Consider the following 17,071-nt stretch of genomic DNA (forward strand, 5'->3'; position numbering starts at 1 on the left):
TGCCGCCGGACGCCGCTCAGCGCAAGGACGCGTTGAGCCGCGCCAGCGCCTCGGCGCCCGGGCACAGCTCGGCCGGCCCCAGCGCATTGAGCGGCCGGTCGCTGGTATTGAGCGCCGTGTGCAGGTCGCTCGCCAGCGGATCGACGAAGAGCAGCCCGGTCACCACCTCGCCCATCTCCTGGTGCCGCTGCATGTGGGCCATGGCGGCATGGCGGTCGCCGGGGTCGTAGCCGGGATGCAGGCTGCGCAGGCGCAGCAGCGTGCCGTCGTGCTGGCGCACGTCCATCACTTCGCCCGGCGCCATGTCGACGGTGATTTCGTCCCGCCCGCTGATGAAGTCGATGCGGCTCACCGCCTCGTTGTGCTCGCGCACGTAGTCGTAGCTCTTGGTGCTGCCCGGGTGGTTGTTGAAGGCGACGCAGGGGCTGATCACGTCGATGAAGGCGGCGCCGCCGTGGCTGATCGCCCCCTTGATCAGCGGCACCAGCTGCGCCTTGTTGCCCGAGAAGCCCCGCCCCACGTAGCTGGCGCCCAGCTGCAGCGCCATGGCCACCAGGTCCACCGGGCTGTCGCTGTTGACCACGCCCTTCTTGCTCTTGGAGCCCTGGTCGGCCGTGGCCGAGAACTGGCCCTTGGTCAGGCCGTAGACCCCGTTGTTCTCCACGATGTAGGCCATGCGCACGCCGCGCCGCATGGCGTGGGCGAACTGGCCCAGGCCGATGGAAGCCGAATCGCCGTCGCCCGAGACGCCCAGGTACAGCAGGTCGCGGTTGGCCAGGTTGGCGCCGGTCAGCACGCTGGGCATGCGGCCGTGCACCGTGTTGAAGCCGTGCGAGGCGCCCAGGAAGTAGTCCGGCGTCTTGGAGCTGCAGCCGATGCCCGAGAGCTTGGCCACGCGGTGCGGCTCGATGTCCAGCTCCCAGCAGGCCTCGATGATGGCGGCCGAGATCGAGTCGTGGCCGCAGCCGGCGCACAGCGTCGAGATCTTGCCTTCGTAGTCGCGCCGCGTGTAGCCGACCTTGTTGGTGGCCAGCGTCGGATGGTGCAGCCGGGGCTTGGCAAGGTAGGTCATGCGGTCTCCTTCGCGTCGGCGGCGCCCGCGGCCTGCGCCTTGTGCACATGCGCGGCGATGGCCTGGACGATGAAGCGCGCCGTGATGGGCGTGCCGTCGAAGTGCAGCACCCGCACCAGCCGGGCGGGATCGATGTCCAGCTCGTTGACCAGCAGGCTGCGCATCTGCGCATCGCGGTTCTGCTCGACCACGAACACCTGCCGGTGCTGCGCGAGGAACTGCACCACGCTCTGCGGAAACGGAAAGGCGCGCAGCCGCAGCGCATCGAGGTGGATGCCGCGTGCTTCCAGCGCCTGCAGCGCCTCGTGCATCGACGGGCTGGTCGAACCGAAATAGATCACGCCCAACTTGGTCTTTCGGGCGGCCGGGCGCAGCACGGGCTGTGGCACCAGCGCGGCCGCGGTCGCGAACTTCTTCAGCAGCCGCTCCATGTTGTAGATGTAGTCCGGCCCGCGCTCCGAATAGCGGGCGTAGGCGTCGCGCGTGGTGCCGCGGGTGAAGTAGCTGCCCTTGGTCGGGTGCGTGCCCGGCAGCGTACGCCAGGGGATGCCGTCGCCATCCACGTCCTTGTAGCGACCGAAGTCGCGGCCGGCCTCGAGCTCTTCGGCGCTCATGACCTTGCCGCGGTCGTAGGCCTTGCTGTCGTCCCAGGCGAAGGGCGCGCACAGGCGCTGGTTCATGCCGATGTCCAGGTCGGTCATCAGGAACACCGGCGTCTGCAGCCGGTCGGCCAGGTCCAGCGCCGCCGCCGCATGCTCGAAGCACTCGTGCGGGTCCTCGGGAAACAGCAGCACGTGCTTGGTGTCGCCGTGCGAGGCGTAGGCGCAGGCCAGGATGTCGGCCTGCTGCGTGCGCGTCGGCATGCCGGTGGAAGGGCCGCCGCGCTGCACGTTGATGAGCGTGACCGGGATCTCGGCAAAGTAGGCCAGGCCGATGAACTCGGCCATCAGCGAAATGCCGGGACCCGAGGTTGCCGTGAAGGCGCGCGCGCCGTTCCAGCCGGCGCCGACCACCATGCCGATGGAAGCCAGCTCGTCCTCCGCCTGCACGATGGCGAAGCGGTGCTGGCCGGTGGCCGGGTCCACGCGGAACCTGGTGCAGTACTTCTGGAAGGCCTCCGCCACCGAGGACGACGGCGTGATCGGATACCAGGCCGCCACCGTGGCGCCACCGTACACGCAGCCCAGCGCCGCGGCGCTGTTGCCGTCCACGAAGATGCGGTCGCCCACCCGGTCGGCACGCCGCACCCTGAGGCCCAGGGGCTCGAGGTTCTCGCGCGCGAAGTCGCAGCCCAGGTGCAGCGCCTGCACGTTGGACGCGAGCAGCTTTTCCTTGCCCTTGTACTGCTCGCCGAACAGCTTCTCGACCACCTCGGGCTCGATGCCCAGCAGGATGGCCAGCGCGCCCACGTAGACGATGTTCTTGAACAGCTGGCGCTGCCGCGGGTCCTGGTAGACGGCGTTGCAGATCTCGGTCAGCGGCATGCCGATCACGCGGATGTCGTCGCGGAACTTCGAAGGCGGCAGCGGCCGCGTGCTGTCGTGGAACAGGTAGCCGCCGGGCTCCAGCTCGGCCACGTCGGCGTCCCAGGTCTGCGGGTTCATCGCCACCATCATGTCGGTGCCGCCGCGCCGCCCCAGGTGGCCGTCTTCGGTCACGCGCACCTCGTACCAGGTCGGCAGGCCCTGGATGTTGCTCGGGAAGATGTTGCGCGGGCTCACCGGCACGCCCATGCGCAGGATGGCCTTGGCGAACAGCTCGTTGGCCGAGGCCGACCCCGAGCCGTTGACGTTGGCGAACTTGATGACGAAATCGTTGACCGCCTCGATCTGCTTCATGTGGTGGCCGCCTCCCCTGCCGGCGTCATCTTCAGCAGGAACTTCTGCATGTCCCACGCGCCGGTCGGGCAGCGCTCCGCGCACAGGCCGCAGTGCAGGCAGACGTCCTCGTCCTTGACCATCACGCGGCCCGTCTTGAGCCCGCCCGAAACGTACAAATCCTGCGCCAGGTTGAGCGCCGGCGCCTTGAGCCGCTGGCGCAGGTCCGGCTCGTCGCCGTTGGTGGTGAAGCTGATGCAGTCCATCGGGCAGATGTCCACGCAGGCATCGCATTCGATGCAGGCGGACTCGGTGAACACCGTCTGCACGTCGCAGTTCAGGCAGCGCTCGGCCTCCTTGAAGGCGGTGGCTGCGTCGAAGCCCAGCTCCACCTCCACCGCGATGCTGGCCAGCGCCTTCTCGGCCTTGGCCCAGGGCACCTTGTAGCGCAGGTCGTTCGAGGTGTCGTTGTCGTAGCTCCACTCGTGGATGCCCATCTTCTGCGACACCAGGTTGGTCATGGGCGCCGGGCGCACGTACACCGGCTCGGCGCGCAGCAACTTGTCGATCGACACCGCCGCCTCATGGCCGTGGGCCACCGCCGTGATGATGTTCTTGGGACCGAAGGCCGCATCGCCGCCGAAGAGCACATGGGGCACCGTCGACTGGAAGGTGTTCTTGTCGAGCGTGGGCAGGCCCGACCTGTCGAAGGCGATGCCGCAGTCGCGCTCGATCCACGGGAAGGCGTTCTCCTGGCCCACCGCCACCAGCACCTCGTCGCATTCGAACCAGGCATCGGGCTCGCCGGTGGGCACCAGCGTGCGGCGACCCTGCGCGTCGTACTCGGCGCGGACCCGCTCGAAGGTCATGCCCAGCAGCCGGCCCTCCGCGTGCACGAAGGCCTTGGGCACGTGGAAGTCGATGATCGGAATGCCTTCGTGCTGCGCGTCTTCCTTCTCCCAGGGCGAGGCCTTCATTTCGTCGAAGCCGCTGCGCACGATCACTTTCACGTCGCTGCCGCCCAGGCGCCGGGCCGAGCGGCAGCAGTCCATCGCCGTGTTGCCGCCGCCCAGCACGATCACGCGCCGGCCGATGCTGCTCACGTGGCCGAAGGACACCGAATTGAGCCAGTCGATGCCGATGTGGATGCCGGCCGCCGCTTCCCGCCGCCCCGGAATGTCCAGGTCGCGCCCGCGCGGCGCGCCGCAGCCGACGAAGATCGCGTCCCAGCCCTCAGCCATCAGCGCCTTCATCGAGCCGATGCGCTCGCCGCCGCGGAACTCGACGCCCAGGTCCAGGATGTAGCCGGTCTCCTCGTCGATCACCGACTCCGGCAGCCGGAAGCGCGGGATCTGCGTGCGGATGAAGCCGCCGGCCTTGGCCTCCTCGTCGAACACCGTTACTTCGTAGCCGAGCGGCGCCAGGTCGCGCGCGACGGTGAGCGAGGCCGGCCCTGCGCCCACGCAGGCGATGCGCTTGCCGTTCCTGGGCGCGGGCTTGGGCATGCGCGCGCGCACGTCGTCCTTCATGTCGGCCGCCACGCGCTTGAGCCGGCAGATCGCCACCGGCTCGGGGACCTTCTCATTGCTTTGTTCGACCCGCCCGCGCCGGCAGGCCGGCTCGCAGGGCCGGTCGCAGGTGCGCCCGAGAATGCCGGGAAAGACGTTGGAGACCCAGTTGATCATGTAGGCGTCGCCGTAGCGGCGCTGCGCGATCATGCGGATGTATTCGGGGACGGGGGTGTGCGCCGGGCAGGCGTACTGGCAATCGACGACCTTGTGGAAATAGGCCGGGTTGGCAATGTCGGTTCGCTGCAAGGCGTGCCTCCTGACAGTCGCCCGGGACCCCGGAGGGGCCGGCGAGCGGCGCTGCGGCAAGTATGCGCCGCGCCGGCCGCCGCAGCGCCTTGGTGAAATCCCGCAGGCGCTTCCCCTACCGGCGATACATGTAGACCTGCCCCTCGACGCCGTGTCCGAGGTGCGTCGCACCGGACGAGACCGGGTCGAGCCTGCAGCACGCCTCGACCGAATCGGCATGCGATTGCGGCACCACGATCATGACTTCGCGCAGGCCCGAATCCAACGCGTAGTCGACCAGGACATCGGCGACCTGTGTCAGCAGCTCCGCGGAGGCATGCGCCTCGTTCAGCGTCACGCAGACATGCCCGATGCCCGCCACGGCCTCGGCACGCGGCTCGAGGATCGCGTTGGCGATGCCGATGCGCTCGCCGTCGTCGGACAGGACGTCGAAGAAGACCACGGGCGCGCCGGTGGCGACGTAGGTCTTCTGCGTACGGGCGGTAATCTGGAACCCCTCGCCCACCATCCTGGCCGGAAGGTCGATCTCCTTCCCCGGTGCCGGAGTGCGGAGCAACGAACGGGCTGGACTGGTCATGATGAGACCTCCATCGGCGAGCCATTTCCTGCGCCGGGCCAGAAGCTTAATCCTGCGCGCCGCGCATGTCATCTGGCAAACTGTCACGCGCAAGGCAGACCTGCAACCAACCCCAACGCACTCGATCAAGAACCATGAAGGCGCAAGAACGGGAAGCGCTGCTCCAGGCACTGAAGACCCGCTTCGAGAAGAACATGCACCGGCACAAGGCCATCGCCTGGGCCGACGTGCAAACCAGGCTCGAGGCCCATCCCGCCGCGCTGAAGTCGCTGCGCGAGATGGAGGCCACGGGCGGGGAACCCGACCTCATCGGCCAGGACAAGAAGACCGGCCGCCTCAGCTTCTGCGATTGCTCCGCGGAGACCCCCGGCGGCCGCCGCAGCCTCTGCTACGACCGCGAAGCGCTCGACGCCCGCAAGGAACACAAGCCCGAGAGCAGCGCGGTCGAGATGGCCGCCGCAATGGGCATCGAGCTTCTCACCGAGGAACAGTACCGGGAACTGCAGACGCTCGGCGAATTCGACCTCAAGACCTCGAGCTGGATCGCGACACCCGCCGACCTCCGGGCGCTCGGCGGCGCCCTCTTCGGCGATCGGCGCTATGGCCGGGTGTTCGTCTATCACAACGGCGCGCAGTCGTACTACGCGGCCAGGGGCTTCCGCGGATTGCTTCGCGTGTAAGCCCGCCTACTTGCAGGCGAAGCTGGCAGCCGATTCGAGATCGCCGCCCAAATAGCTCGCCACCTTCGGATACGGGCACAGGGGCCGCGTGCGGGCGGCCGACCAGCCGGCGGGCAGCTCCGCGTTGACCACGTTGGCACCCGCCCCGCGCGCGGTGGCGACCACGGCATCCGGCGCCTTGCCTTTCTCCACCCAGGCCACCAGCGGCGTGAGCATGTCGAACTGGTCCGTGGCCGGGCCTCGTCCGCAATGGTTCATGCCGGGCACCGGGAAGAAGCGCGCAAAGCCGGAGGCATCGCCGCCATTGGCCGCGCGCAGTTCGTCGTACCAGCGCGTCGTGTCGTCCGACGAGAACACCGCGTCGCTGGTGCCGTGGTAGACCATGAGCTTGCTGCCGCGGTCGCGCAGCGCCGCGAGGTTGCCCGGGTTCGGCGGCGTCATGAAGGACATGGCCGATTCCGTGTAGAGCGCGGTGGTCGCGAAGATGCCCGGCGCATCGGCGTCCATGCTGAAGCCCAGCGCAAAGTCGATGCCCGGCGGGCGGCTCGTGCCCAGCGGCGGCGAACTGAACACGAACCCGACCGCGGCCGTGTCCAGGTTCTGCGAATTGGCGAACTCCCATTGCCGCCAATCGGCGCCGTTGATGCCCGCGTCGTACGGGAAACTGCTGTAGAGCGCGGCGCCCGCCGTGTTGCGCGCACCGCTGAAGACGTTGTCGAGCACGGTCTTCTGCGCGGCCGTGAGGCAGCTGCCGTCGCGCGCGCCACTGCAGGTGGGAACGTCGGTGGCCAGCTTGAAGGCCGCCTTGCACGCCTGCACATCCGCGACGATGCCATCGGTTGCGCCGTCGAGTGCATCGCACTTCGACCGCACGGCAGCGGCGACCGTGTCCATCTCCGCCTGCGTGAAGGCCGTCTGCAGGTCCGGCTTGCCGGCCGGCGTGTTGGCGGTCGTCACCTGGGCATATTGCTGAACGCCGTAGAGCTGCGCGACCGCGGCCTTCGGCAGGTTGAAACCGGGATTGCCCGCCAGGATGCCGTCGTACTCGTTGGCGGAGCGCGCGGCCGCAACCATCGCATGGCGGCCGCCATTGGAGCAGCCGCCGAAGTAGGAGCGGTCGGCCGCGCGGCCATAGGCCTTGGCGATCAGGTTCTTGGCCATGGGCGTGAGCTGCGCGACGGCGTTGTAGCCGTAGTCCAGGCGCGCCTGCGGATCGATGCCGAAGACCGGGTTCTGCGCGCCGGAGTGGCCCGCATCGGAACTGATCACGGCAAAGCCCATGTGCAGCGCCGTGGTCGTGGGCGACCCTCCCCCGACGCCGCCCGTGGCCGGCGCCACGCTCCCGTCCAGCCCGCCGTTGGCCTGGTAGAAGAAGCGCCCGTTCCAGTCGACCGGCAGGCGCATCTCGAAGCCGATCGCATAGGTGCGGCCGTCGACGCCGCTGGTGCGCTCGTTCATCTTTCCCTGCACCAGGCAGTGCGCCGGCGTGGGCGTGCTCGCGCCCGCCACCGTGAGGGTGCCGGCCGCCACGGACGTGATGCTGGTGTAGGCCGTGCCGTTGAAGGCGGCCTTGCTCGCGAGGTCGCTGCACGACTGCAGCGTGCCCGGTCGAGCCTCCGGGGACGCCGCGGGCGGCGGAGCGGGTGGCGCAGGCGCCGGTGCGTCCGGCGCGGCCGGAACGACCGGCAGGAACGCAAAGCCGCCGCCACCGCCACCGCCTCCGCCGCAGGCCGCGAGCAATGCGGCCGCACCCACCGCGGCCCATGCCGGCCGCCAGGACGATGACACGATGTGATCCATGCTTGTCTCCTCGGCCGGCGGCGCCGTCGGCCACAAAGGTTATTGAAGATAACCAATGTAGTTTTGATTCATAACCAAAAAACGAGGACAAACCCGGATACCGAGGGATTCGCATCGCGCTGCATGCTTTTGCCTTTTGCCTCGGGTGACGACCCAAGTTCTATGGACCTCAGGGAGAGTTAACTCTCTTGGTCGGTATTCGCAGGAGATTTGCAATGACATTAACTTACATGCAAAGACATGCAGTTACGCTGACCTTCCGCACGATATGAAGCTGAAGCGTTCGCTCCCAAACGGCACCGGCACTCTCAGCCGCGAGGCGCCGGCGACACAGCGCCTTCCTCACCAAGGTAGTTGCGCAGGCCTTCAAGGTCGATCACCTCGACGCCGCCGTGCTCCACCCGCAGCAGGCCTGCGCGCTCGAGCGCATGCAGTGCCCGGTTGGCGCGCTGGCGCGAGACCGCGGACAACAGGCCGATCTCGTCCTGGGTCAGGCGTATGAAGCTGCTCGCCTGCGGATAGAGGATCGGGTCGAACAGGCTGGCCAGGCAGCGTGCAATGCGCGCGTCGGGGCCCAGCAGGCGGTCGAACTCCATGAGTCCGATGAACAGGCTCAGGCGCGCATTGATGTGCGACAGCAGGAACCGGTCGAAGTCGAGGTTCGTCGACACCAGGCGTTCGAAGGTATGGCGCGGCACGCAGGCCACGCGCGTCGGACGCATGGCCACGCCGTCGTAGCGCCACGGGCCGGGCTTCAGCAGCGAGCCTTCGCCGGCCCAGCCGCCGGAGGTCACGCCGGTGAAAGTGGAGATGCGGCCATCGGCCAGCGAGAGCGACATCTTCACCAAGCCCTCGATGACGCCGAGCCAGAGGTCCGCGGGCTCGCCGCGGCGCATCACGAAACCGCCGGCCGGCACCTCGCGCTCGTACGACTCGCGCACCACGCGGTCGAGCTCCTCGGCCGCCAGGGTCTGCGCCCACAAGCTCTCGCGGAGCATGGTCTCCATGGCCTTCGACGGCATTCGTTTTTTCCTCGCTCGCTGGCCCGCTCTTCACTCGCGCCGGCCCTGCGTGGGGAGGCTTTTGGGCGCGTAAGGAATGTCTTCAAAAAGACATTTTTGGCGCGGCGATCATGCCATATTGGCCCCCGTTCGCCACAACCATAAGACAGGAGACAAGGATGGAACATCCGGAATCCGGCGCGGCCCCCACGCCTGCGCCCTCTCATGACGAACCGCCCGGCATGCGCCGGCGCGACCTGCTGGGATACGCGGCCTCTGCGCCGCTGATCTCGGCCGCCGCGGGACTCGGCGGCCTGGCGGCTCCTTCGTCGGCGCAGGCCGCGATACTGCCGATGACCCCGCCCGACACGACCGACCTGATCGACATCGGCGATGCGGTGACGGTGACGGCGCTGCCGACCATGCCGCTGGTCAAGGTGAGCAAACTTGCGAACGGCCGCGTCCGGATGGAGCTGCCGCGCTTCGAATCGGGCCAGGGCATCGCCACCGCCGCCGCGATGATGCTGGCCGACAAGCTGGGCCTGCCGCTGAACGCGATCGAGGTCGGCTCCGCCGACGCCAGTCCGGAGCTGATGTACAACCAGCTCACCGGAGGCTCCTCGAGCGTGCGTTCGCTGCATGCGGGCATGCCGCTGATCGGCGGACTGGCCACGGGCTCCGCCAACGCGGTGGTCGGCCAGCGCGTGACGCGGCTCGACGCGCTGGACATCGTGACCGGACGCAAGAAGTTCACGCTCGACCAGGCCGTGCCCGACGCGAAGCCGACCATGGTGTGCCGGCCGCCCACCATCAACGGCCAATTCGTGCGCATCAACAACACGACCGCGGTGATGGGCATGCCCGGCGTACTGGGCATCGCGCCGATTCCCGCCACCAACGGCATCGTGCCCACGCCGCCCGGCGTGGCGGTGATGGCCGAGACCTTCGGGCAGGCCTGGGCCGCGGTGAATGCGCTCGACGTCACCTGGACCGCGGGCGCGGTCGCCGGCGAGTCCAACGCCAGCATCCAGCAGAAGCTCAAATCCGCGCTGCTGCCCTTCCTGCTGCCGCCGCTGGGCGCGTTGACGGTCGAGGGGGAGTTCGAGTTCGCGGCGGTCTCGCACTGCCCGATGGAAACGGAATGCGCCATTGCCGACGTGCGCGCCGACCGCGCCGAGATCTGGTCCGGCCTGCAGAGCCCGATCGTCACGCAGCAAGCAGTGGCCGCCGACCTGGGCCTGCCGCTGGACAAGGTCAAGGTGCATGCCGTGCCCTCCGGCGGCTCGTTCGGGCGCCGGCTGTTCTGGGACGCGACGCTGCAAGCAGTGCAGATCTCCAAGGCGCTGGGCCGGCCCTGCCGCCTGATGTACCACCGCACCGACGACATGCGCCACGGCCGCGTGCGCCCGCCCATGTTCCATCGGGCGCGCGCCACGATGCTGCTGGGGCAGGTCATCTCGTTCGAGCAGCGCATTGCCGGCGTGCGGCTCGATACGCGCCACGGCTTCGGCGAGATGCTGGGCGCCGCGGCCATCGCGCTGCCCAACGGCTTTCCGCAGACGGTGGGCAACTTCGCCATCGAGCAGGTCATGTTCAAGACCATGGTCACTTCGCCGTACAACTTCGGCGTCACCACCAAGCTGCTGACGCCGGTTGCGATGGACATCAACACCTGCTCCTACCGCTCGGTGCATATCCAGCCCTCGCGCCTGGTGGAGGAGATCCTGGTCGACGAGATGGCAAGGGCGCTGCGCAAGGACCCGGTCGCCTTCCGCCTCGAATACCTGCGGCTGCCGCGCGCACGCGCGGTGCTGAAGGCCGTGGCCGAGGCGGCGCAATGGGGCAAGGCCATGCCGCCGGGGTTTGCGCAGGGCGTGGGCGTGCACCAGGAGTCGAAGTCCTTCACCGCCTGCATCGTCGAGATCGACGCACGCGTGCCGGCCGACATCAAGGTGACCCGCGCCACCATCGCGATCGACGTCGGCACCCCCATCAACCCCTCGGGCATCGAGGCGCAGATGCAGGGCGGCCTGTGCGAGTCGATCTCCATCGTGCTGACGGCCGGCCTGCACATCCAGAACGGCCTGCCGCTGGAAGGCAGCTACTCGCAGTACCACTTCGCGCGCATGAAGAACTACCCGAAGGACGTGAAGGTCATCATCATGCCCCCCACGAGCGGCGAAGCGATCGGCGGCCTGGGCGAGGTGGGCCTGTCGGCCAGCTCGGGCGCGATCGCCAACGCCTATGCGCGTGCCACCGGCAAGAAGCCGCGAAGTTTTCCGCTGAACTTCCCCGTCGATTTCACCCCCATCCCCCCGGGCAAGCTGCCCACGCCGGTCGTCGTGCCGGTACCCGCTTGAGGAGCCCGCCATGCCCGTGCAATCTTTCAAGGTGAACGGCGGCCACGTCGACGTCGAGGCGCCCGACGACATGGCCCTGCTCTGGGTGCTGCGCGACAAGCTCGGCATCACCGGCCCGAAGTACGGCTGCGGCATCAACGTGTGCAAGGCCTGCACCTGCCACGTGGACGGCAAGGCGGTCACCGCCTGCTCGACGCGGGTGATCGACGTGCGTGGCCGGCAGGTGACGACCATCGAGGGCCTGGCCAACGGCAACACGCTGCATCCGGTGCAGCAGGCCTGGATGAACCTCGACGTGCCGCAATGCGGCTTCTGCCAACCGGGCCAGATCATGGCGGCGGTCGACCTGCTGCGGCGCACCCGCAACCCCACCGACGCGGACATCGACGCCATCGAGAACGTGTGCCGCTGCGGCACCTACGGCCGCGTCCGCGAGGCGATCAAGGCCGCTGCGGCGATGATGGGTTAGCAGGCCGGCGGCCGCGGAGCCGGCTCAGGCTTCCGGATGCTTCCAGGCGGGCAGGGTCGCCCGGCGCGCCGCGTTGAGTTCCGCCATCGAGATGTGCAGTTCGGCCATCGTCTGCACCAGCAGTTCCAGCAGCGCCGCACGCTGGCGCAGGCGGACGGCCTCGGCGCGGCGCGCACGCAGCGCCTGGCGCAAGGTGGCCTGGATCGCCCGGGCCGCCGGCGAATCGTGCAGGTGGTCCGCCGCCGACGGGCGGGGTGCGGCGCTCGTGCGCATCACGCAGCGGCGGCCACACCCTGGACGGCCGCGCCGGCTTCGGCGTTGGCGGCATCGCCGCGGGTCTCGGCGGCCGGGCCATAGTTGCGCAGGTGCAGGAAGAACTCCCCCATCATCTGCATCCAGAGCCGCATGGCGAATGCGAGATACGCCGGAGCCACGCCGCCGGCAACCACCACGTCCATCTCCAGCACCACGAAGTCGCCGTGCTGCGCCACGCGCGCGAAGCGCTTGGTGCGGTGCCACGAAGCCAGCACGGCCTCGGGCAGCGTGCCGCCCTGCACATGCAGCGGGCAGCTCAGGGTGAAGTCGGTGTACTGCGTGGTGGTGACGGGGTTGCCCCACAGCACCTGGAAGCCGATGCCGTGGCTCGCGCTGTGAAGGCGCACCACGCCGTCCTGCTCGACGGTGGTGACGGCGGCGCCGGCGGCCTTGATGGCGTCCGACACCTGCTCGGGCGTCACTGCGTCCAGCAGGTCGAGGTTCTGCGCGGCCGCGGCATCGTTGCTGCGGAGTTCGGTGTTCGTCTGTGTGTTGTTCATGTGTGTGACCGTTGGCCTGGGTTGTTCAATTCGTTTTCTTGAGCGCGGCATCGAGCGCCGCGGCGTCGATGCTCAGTTGGGTGGCCGGAGCGAGTTGCGCCAGGTAGGCCTGCACCAGCTGCTGCTGCCGCTGTTGGCGCAAGGCGGCCCGCAGTTGCGGCTTCATCTCGTCCAGCGTGGCGGTGCGCGCGGGCTGGATGCCGAGCAGCTTCACCACATGGAAGCCGGCCTGCGCCTGCACCGGTTCGCTGACTTCGCCGACCTTGAGCCTGGCCACCGTGTCGCGCAGTTCGGGGAGGATGCGCGCCAGCGGCAGGGTGTCGACCTCGCCGCCGCGCTCGGCGCTGCGCTTGTCCTGCGAGCTCGCGCGCGCCACGGCGGCGAAGTCGCCCGCGCGGGCCTGGCGCGCGAGCTTGCCCGCCTCGTCGCGCACCTTGGCGGCGGCGGCCGCATCGCGCTCGGGCGCGGCCAGGTAGATCTGCGCCACGCGATAGGCGGCCGGCAGGTTGAAATTGGCCTTGCCCTGCTCGTACGCCGCCTGCATTTCCGTTTCGGAAGGAAAAGCTTCCGGCACCTGGCTCACCGATTCGAGATAACTGGTGGTCACGATGCGCGCAGCGATCTCCCGCATGGCGGCATCGACCTTCGCCTTCACCTCGGGCCGGTCGGCCCAGCCCTTGGCGCGGGCGTCGCGCAGCAGCGCCTCGCTCAGCAACCGCTGGCGCAGCCAGCCATCGAGACTTGCGCGATCGGCCTTGACGACGGCGCGCTCGGCTTCGGGCAGCGCCAGCAGCAGTTTCTCGACTTCGTCCTGGCCGACCGTGACTTCGCCCATGCGCGCGACCACGGCATTGCCCTGTGCCAGCGCCTGGGCGGCGGCCACGCCCACCGACGAGACCAGCAGCACGCCGGCCGCGGCGCGCAGCCGCTGCATCAGCGCGGTCGATGAAGAGGATGAGGATTTCCTGCGTTTCATTGCTTCTCCTGCGTTGCCGGCACCGCCGAGGCGCCAGCCGTCGGCGCGTTCACCGCGCGCACATCGAACTTGCCTTCGTACAGTTTGTCGCCGTACTGCTGCGCGATCTGCTCGAACTTGACGCGGCTCTGCGCGGCGAAGGGCTGGCGCGATGCGAGCACGCTGCCCAGGTCGACCGTCTCGTAGGCCCGCAGGATCTCCTGGCCCACGGCATAAAGCTGTGCGTTCTTGGCTTCGCACTGGGCGAGCGCGGTGCGCTGCGTGGCGGCTTCGGTCGTGAGCCGCTGGCGCTCGGCCTCGGCGGCGCGCGCCATCTTCAGCAACTCGTCGTAGGCGCCGCGGTACTGCGCGATCTGCGCGCTGGCCTTGTCGGTCGTGGCCTGCGCCTGCTGGCGCAGCTGCTCGGTGCCGGCGCTCGCCTGGCTGCGCGCATGGCGCTCGGCTGCCAGCTGGGCCTGGCTCTGGGCCAGCTCCTTCCTGAGCGCATCGAGCTCGGGCTTCGCCGGTGCGGCGCCCGCCGCCGCCGGCTGCCCGGCCTTCAGCGCGGCCAGCTCGTTCTGCGCCTGCTGCAGTTGCGAGGTCGTCACGCGCAGCTGCGCGCGAAGCCGCTCCTCCATGCTCTGGCCCTGCGGCTGCTGGGCCTGCGCCATGCCGGCGAGCATGGCCAGCACCAGCGCCGGGAGAATTTTTCTGGACACGGCGGCCTCCTTAGAAACGCGCATTGAATTCGAGCTGCAGGGTGTCGATCGACAGCGGCGGTCCATAGACTTCCTTGGTCGAGATCCAGCGGCCGGTGAACCACATGTTCTTGTCGATCGCATACGAGCCGCCGAGGAAGTAGCCGCGCGCGTTGGTGCCGCCGCCGTGGAAGGTCGAGTCGTTGTAGCCGTCGGGCATCGCATCGGGCTCGATGCGCTTGTAGCCCGCGAGCACGTTCCAGTCGCCGCGCGCAGCCGGTGCCGGCTTGCCGTAGGTGGCCTGCAGCATGTAGGCGTTGCCGCCGCTCCTGAAGTCGCTCTTCGCCGTGCCGCCGGTGGCGCCGAAGTTGTTGACGATGGCGCCGCGGATGCCCGCGCGGTTCCAGATGTCGTTCGCGTCGTAGGCGGTGTTGCGCACGAAGTTGGCGTCCAGGCGCAGGTTGTTGCCCGCCACCGCGGTGTCCCAGCGCAGGTTCAGGTCGATCAGGCGGAACTTCGACGCCAGGCCCACGTACTGCGGCTGCGGCGTGCCCGCCGGATTGAGCGGATCGAGCGAGATGTCGCGCAGCAGCATGAGCGTGTTGCCCTTCTGCATGAAGGCCGGGCGCGACCAGTCGGTGCTGCAGCCGTCGGCACCGGCGTAGAGCGCGCAGGGCTGCGACACCTGGCCGCTGATGTTGCGGAAGTTGTAGTACGCCAGCGCGCCGCGCACGCGGTTGTCCTCGTCGATCTTCCAGTCGGCGCCGAACTGCGCGCCGAACAGCCACTTGTTCTCGCTCTTCGCCTTGTCCTGGCTGCGGCTCGGCGAATTGTCGGACGAGTATTCGAGCGGGATCAGCCCGAGCGTGCCGAAGAGCGAGAGGTCCTTGTTGGACGCGAGCTTCTTCTCGAACTGCGCGGCAATGCCGTCGAAGTTCAGGTCGCTGGAGTACACCAGGTCGGTCGACATGAACGGGTTGCCGAAGCGGCCGGCCGTCACGGTCAGCCAATCCACCGGCTTGTGCGAGATCCACATCTGGTCGAGCCACACGCTCTTCTTGCCGAGGCCGCCGCCCAGCGTCTGGGTGGTCGAGACCGGGCTCTCGTCGCTGCCCGAGGCCAGGCGCACGCCGGCCTTGGTGTTCTCCGAAAGGTCGGCGTACACGCCGAGCCGCGCGCGGGCGCGAAAGAGGTTGCGGCGGTCCTGCCGGGTGTTGAGGATCGAGGGCAGCGCGAGGTTGGTGTTCGGATTGACGTCGTAGCCGCTGCCCCTGTTGAGCTCGGGCCAGTTGATCTCGATGTTGCTGTTGTTGCCGGCGTAGCTGCGCGATTCGTTGCGCACGCGCACATCGCCCTCCACGCGGATGCGCTTGCTCCACTCCGGGGTTTCGTTGGGGGCGGCCCAGCCCTCGTCCTTGGCCTGGGCCATCACCTGCGCCTTGACCTCGTCGCGGATCTGGTCGCGCACGGTCTGCGAGATGTAGGGCACGCGCACGTCGCCCGCTTCGAGCCGCACGCCGCCGGCGGTGCTTGCCGATGCGGCCGTGGCGGAGGCCGCCATGCGCTGCGCCTGCTGCGCGGCCATGGCTTCGGTCTGGGCCTGGGCCAGCAGCGCCTCGCCCACGTCCTTGGCGAGCGTGCCGCTCTGGATCAGGCCGCGGATCAGCTTGACCATGGCGGTTTCGGCGGGCGCGGCGGCCTGCGCCTGGGCGCTCGCGGCCGCGAAGACGAACACGGAGGCCACGGCCGCCGCGAGCGCGCATTTGCGCAGGGTCGGCATCGCGCCCCGGCTCTGGATGTTGTTGAGATGGTTCATCGCTTCGTTCACAGGATTGAATGGGACTGGCGGGGCGTCGGCAGGGGCCGAAGTGGTGGCCGCTTCGGTCATGGCCGGCGCCCCTTCATGGACACGCGCATCGGAAAGCGCAGCGAAGCCGGCGGCTTCTCGTCGACGCGGTCGAGGTTGCGGATCAGCGCGAGCACGGTGTCGTCGATATCGCTGGTGCCGGTGCCGCGCACCAGCTGGACCCGCGTGGTCTTGCCGTCGGCCCCGAGCCACAGGTCGATCTGGATGTCGTCGAACACCAGCTGGCGCGTGCGCGGGTCGCGCGCCAGGGCCTGCTGCAGGAGGCTCGAGACGTAGCGCGCATACGAGCCGCTGCCCAGGCCGCCGTCGGCACCGGTGCCGCTCATGCCGCCGCCGCTGCCGGCCTGGATGCCGAAGGCGTCGTTGCCCGCCTGCGCGGCGCTGTCCATGGTCACCGGGTCGCCCAGGTCCTTCGAGGGGCTGGGCGGCGCATCGTCCTTGGGCGGCTCCAGCGGCTCGACCGGCTTGGGCTCGCGCTCGACCACTTCGGGCTTGATCTTTTCCGGCTCGGGCTCGGGCAGCTTCTCGGGCTCCGGTGGCGGTGGCGGCGGGGGCGGCAGCATCAGCATCGGCGCATCGGCCACCACGCGCTTGGTGCTCGCGGTGTCGGACAGCAGATGCCAGACCAGGGCCACCAGCGCAGCGAAGATCGCCAGGCCGATGACCACCCCGCCCCAGCGGCGCCAGAGTCCGGAAGTCGGATCGCGAGGTTTCACGCTCCGCCTCTCACTTCTGCTTGCCGGTCACGAGGCCGATCTGGTTCAGCTCGATGCGGCGCAGCAGGTCGAGCACGTCGATCACCTTGGCGTACTGCACGCTGGCATCGCCGCGCACGATCACCGGAAAGTCCGGCGACAGTGCCTTCTCGGTGCGCAGGCGCTCTTCGAGCTCCGGCAGCGTCACCGGATAGGCGTCGAGGAACACGTTGCCCGCGTTGTCGATGGTGATGGCCTTGGTCTTGGGCTTCTCCAGCGCCACGGAGGCGCTGGCCTTCGGCAGGTCGACCTTGATGCCCGGGATGCTCGCGTTGCTGGTGAGGATGAAGATCACCAGCACCACCAGCAGCACGTCGACGAAGGGCGTGATGTTGATGCCGCCCGTGCGCTTGCGCACGGCGAACTTGGCTGCACTGTTTGCCATGGC

Annotated in this window: 16 protein-coding genes; 3 read left to right on the plus strand and 13 right to left on the minus strand. The window is 68.9% G+C overall.

What is annotated here, in order from left to right; genetic code table 11:
- Positions 1–16: 16 nt before the first annotated feature.
- The 4 genes from RZE77_RS30170 to RZE77_RS30185 form a co-directional block, all read right to left on the minus strand.
- Positions 17–1,072, minus strand: coding sequence for a 2-oxoacid:ferredoxin oxidoreductase subunit beta (locus RZE77_RS30170; RefSeq protein WP_319433510.1), 1,056 nt, complete (start codon positions 1,070–1,072; stop codon positions 17–19).
- Positions 1,069–2,910, minus strand: coding sequence for a 2-oxoacid:acceptor oxidoreductase subunit alpha (locus tag RZE77_RS30175; RefSeq protein WP_319443367.1), 1,842 nt, complete (start codon positions 2,908–2,910; stop codon positions 1,069–1,071). Before RZE77_RS30175 ends, RZE77_RS30170 begins: the two co-directional genes overlap by 4 nt.
- A complete protein-coding gene (locus RZE77_RS30180; protein WP_319443368.1) occupies positions 2,907–4,706 on the minus strand; it encodes an FAD-dependent oxidoreductase in 1,800 nt (599 codons plus the stop codon). Before RZE77_RS30180 ends, RZE77_RS30175 begins: the two co-directional genes overlap by 4 nt.
- Positions 4,707–4,821: 115 nt before the next feature.
- Positions 4,822–5,262 (minus strand): hypothetical protein, encoded by a 441-nt coding sequence (locus RZE77_RS30185; protein WP_319443369.1) that lies wholly within the window; start codon positions 5,260–5,262, stop codon positions 4,822–4,824.
- Between the two features lie 155 nt (positions 5,263–5,417).
- Between RZE77_RS30185 and RZE77_RS30190 the strand changes: the two genes are divergently transcribed.
- Positions 5,418–5,963, plus strand: a complete 546-nt coding sequence (locus RZE77_RS30190) for a DUF4256 domain-containing protein (RefSeq protein WP_319443370.1) — start codon at positions 5,418–5,420, stop codon at positions 5,961–5,963.
- A 6-nt stretch (positions 5,964–5,969) separates the two neighbouring features.
- Here the strand turns inward: RZE77_RS30190 and RZE77_RS30195 are convergent, their stop codons facing one another.
- A complete protein-coding gene (locus tag RZE77_RS30195) occupies positions 5,970–7,763 on the minus strand; it encodes a tannase/feruloyl esterase family alpha/beta hydrolase (RefSeq protein WP_319443371.1) in 1,794 nt (597 codons plus the stop codon).
- 308 nt (positions 7,764–8,071) lie between these two features.
- Positions 8,072–8,785: a Crp/Fnr family transcriptional regulator gene (locus RZE77_RS30200; RefSeq protein ID WP_319443372.1), complete on the minus strand. Its 714-nt coding sequence runs from the start codon at positions 8,783–8,785 to the stop codon at positions 8,072–8,074.
- Between the two features lie 158 nt (positions 8,786–8,943).
- Between RZE77_RS30200 and RZE77_RS30205 the strand changes: the two genes are divergently transcribed.
- The gene (locus RZE77_RS30205) at positions 8,944–11,124 is read left to right on the plus strand and encodes a xanthine dehydrogenase family protein molybdopterin-binding subunit (protein ID WP_319443373.1); all 2,181 of its coding nucleotides are present in this window, start codon (positions 8,944–8,946) and stop codon (positions 11,122–11,124) included.
- Positions 11,125–11,134: 10 nt separating this feature from the next.
- Positions 11,135–11,593, plus strand: a complete 459-nt coding sequence (locus tag RZE77_RS30210; RefSeq protein ID WP_124961548.1) for a (2Fe-2S)-binding protein — start codon at positions 11,135–11,137, stop codon at positions 11,591–11,593.
- Between the two features lie 24 nt (positions 11,594–11,617).
- Here the strand turns inward: RZE77_RS30210 and RZE77_RS30215 are convergent, their stop codons facing one another.
- The 7 genes from RZE77_RS30215 to RZE77_RS30245 all read right to left on the minus strand — a co-directional run bounded on the left by RZE77_RS30215 (position 11,618) and on the right by RZE77_RS30245 (position 17,068).
- On the minus strand, positions 11,618–11,866 hold the full coding sequence (locus tag RZE77_RS30215; RefSeq protein ID WP_319443374.1) for a hypothetical protein: 249 nt from the start codon (positions 11,864–11,866) through the stop codon (positions 11,618–11,620).
- Complete coding sequence (locus tag RZE77_RS30220; protein ID WP_319443375.1) at positions 11,866–12,408, minus strand: YbjN domain-containing protein; 543 nt, start codon at positions 12,406–12,408, stop codon at positions 11,866–11,868. The genes RZE77_RS30215 and RZE77_RS30220 overlap by 1 nt, the downstream gene beginning before the upstream one ends.
- 25 nt (positions 12,409–12,433) lie before the next feature.
- A complete protein-coding gene (locus RZE77_RS30225) occupies positions 12,434–13,384 on the minus strand; it encodes a peptidylprolyl isomerase (RefSeq protein WP_319443376.1) in 951 nt (316 codons plus the stop codon).
- On the minus strand, positions 13,381–14,082 hold the full coding sequence (locus RZE77_RS30230) for a hypothetical protein (RefSeq protein ID WP_319443377.1): 702 nt from the start codon (positions 14,080–14,082) through the stop codon (positions 13,381–13,383). Before RZE77_RS30230 ends, RZE77_RS30225 begins: the two co-directional genes overlap by 4 nt.
- 10 nt (positions 14,083–14,092) lie before the next feature.
- A complete protein-coding gene (locus tag RZE77_RS30235) occupies positions 14,093–15,877 on the minus strand; it encodes a putative porin (RefSeq protein WP_405547972.1) in 1,785 nt (594 codons plus the stop codon).
- Positions 15,878–15,945: 68 nt separating this feature from the next.
- Positions 15,946–16,644 (minus strand): energy transducer TonB, encoded by a 699-nt coding sequence (locus tag RZE77_RS30240; protein WP_319443378.1) that lies wholly within the window; start codon positions 16,642–16,644, stop codon positions 15,946–15,948.
- A 10-nt stretch (positions 16,645–16,654) separates the two neighbouring features.
- Positions 16,655–17,068, minus strand: a complete 414-nt coding sequence (locus RZE77_RS30245) for an ExbD/TolR family protein (protein WP_124959631.1) — start codon at positions 17,066–17,068, stop codon at positions 16,655–16,657.
- Positions 17,069–17,071: the final 3 nt, after the last annotated feature.

Source organism: Variovorax sp. SPNA7 (assembly GCF_033807855.1).
In the GTDB taxonomy this organism is placed as follows: Bacteria; Pseudomonadota; Gammaproteobacteria; order Burkholderiales; family Burkholderiaceae_C; genus Variovorax; species Variovorax beijingensis.